We start from the raw sequence: 1,797 nt of genomic DNA, 5'->3' as shown, positions 1-1,797 counted from the left end.
CCTCCCTCTATAAATGTTGATATATCAATGGCTCACGCCATTTTTGAGTGCCAAAAAATTTTTTTCGAAATGTATATCTATCTTTATTTTGTAATTATTGATTTTTCTTACATTTTATTTGAACGCTTCGCTAAAGGATAAACCATTAACTGGTAATAGCTATCCTGATCCTGTGCTGTATATTGATGCACATATGGATCTCTGCGTTGCTTATGATGACGGACCCTCCCATGTCTCTAGGCGTCTGTTTGCGCGTACATTCCTTCGTTCGGTCTATTCATAAGGCAGAGGCTGGCGATGCTCCGGTGGGGACTCATTTGAATGGTTATCAATGGTCGTATGGTGTCAATTAATGCCGGCTTCTCCGTGTCATCCTATTTGTTTTGACTTCTGATGGTGCCACTTAAGCAGCCGATTGGAGATTGGTAAAGTCGCTCATCATTTGATGTTCGTTAAACATTGTTTTCTTATTGCACAAGGCATGTAAAACTTTCAGTAACTTGCCACACAGCACAACGATAGACTGCTTCTTTCGAAGAGGATTAATTGTGCGTGTAGTGTAATATTCGTGTAAATGTTTAAATGCTAGATTATGTTGAATTAAAGGCATCATTACTCGGAATAGAAGTGAACGTAATTTACGTCTCCCTCGTTTGGATATACGTTTTTGTCCTTTTTGTTGGCCAGAAGAGTTTTCACGCAATGTCAGTCCCGCTAGTTTGATTAATTGGCGTGGATGCTCATATTGCGTTAAAGAACCGACTTCTGAAAGTAAATCGACAACCGTTACGTCACCAATTCCAGGTACCGATGCTAAATAATCATAATCTGTCAGCTGTTTTGCCAGCTCTGTGAGCTGAAGCGTTAATTCATCTAGTTGAGCTTGCATCAATTTGATTTGTGAAAGCAGCGTGGCGATTTCATATTTGGCCATCACTAAACCTTCTGTTAATCCAATGGAGTTTTGGGCCACTTCAACTAATTGCTTTGCCTTTGGTAATTGTGGGCATTTCATGCCCTCTACTTGGCGATATAAGAAGAGTAGCTCCTCCGGTGTTTTCCCTTTAATATCAGAGGGTAGTGGCGTCATTTCAAGCGCCGCATACGCCATTTTCCCAAAGCTCTTAAACACATTAGGAAACTCTGGAAAGAAGCGATCTAGCCAACGAATTAGGCGATTTTGAAGGGAATTTAAATCTTCTTGAATTTTCGAACGTAATGTCGCACCGTTACGTAGTTCAGCTTCAACCCCATCTAGAATACGTGGATAGCTGAATCGTCCGTCTCGCATTAAACGTGCAATGACGAGTGCATCTTTTTGGTCATTTTTTGTTTGAAGATTGTCGTCCAATTCCTTTGAACGGTTGACGTGCATCGGATTGACCATCACAAATGGAATCCCGTAGTTCGTTAAGAACGCTGCTAAGTTCATCCAATAGTGACCAGTTGGCTCGAAACCAATAAGGATTTCATGTTTGTCATGGGCCGATTTTAACGCGAGTAGGCGCTCATAAAAGCCTTCAAATCCAATACGTGATTGCAGTATTGGAAAGGACTTTTGGAGTACACGACCTCGATCGTCAATCGCACAAGCGAAGTGTTTGTGCTTCGCGATGTCGATGCCGATGACTAAAGTATTTTCAGAAACTTGATTAATCTTTTCATTCGTATTAGAATTCATTGTTGGAAGTCCTCTCTGTAGATGTGTGAGTCAATTGTCTGGTTGACACTCAAGCATCATACAAGAGGGCTTTTTTGTTTTCAAGTCCCCGAAAATCCTTCTAACAGGAATGCTCC

General features: G+C 41.1%; 1 protein-coding gene. It reads right to left on the bottom strand.

Annotated elements, in window-relative coordinates; genetic code table 11:
* Window positions 1-403 precede the first annotated feature (403 nt).
* Window positions 404-1,681, bottom strand: a complete 1,278-nt coding sequence (locus H9632_RS18630; RefSeq protein ID WP_191705557.1) for an IS110 family RNA-guided transposase — start codon at window positions 1,679-1,681, stop codon at window positions 404-406.
* Between the last annotated feature and the right edge of the window lie 116 nt (window positions 1,682-1,797).

It is taken from the genome of Solibacillus merdavium (assembly GCF_014836935.1).
In the GTDB taxonomy this organism is placed as follows: Bacteria; Bacillota; Bacilli; order Bacillales_A; family Planococcaceae; genus Solibacillus; species Solibacillus ferritrahens.
Note: the sequence above shows the minus strand (reverse complement) of the source record. Positions and strands in the feature narration are given on the sequence as shown.

Coding starts and splice junctions, on each gene's coding strand:
- H9632_RS18630 (WP_191705557.1), bottom strand. CDS start 1,681: ATGAATTCTAATACGAATGAAAAGATTAATCAAGTTTCTGAAAATACT.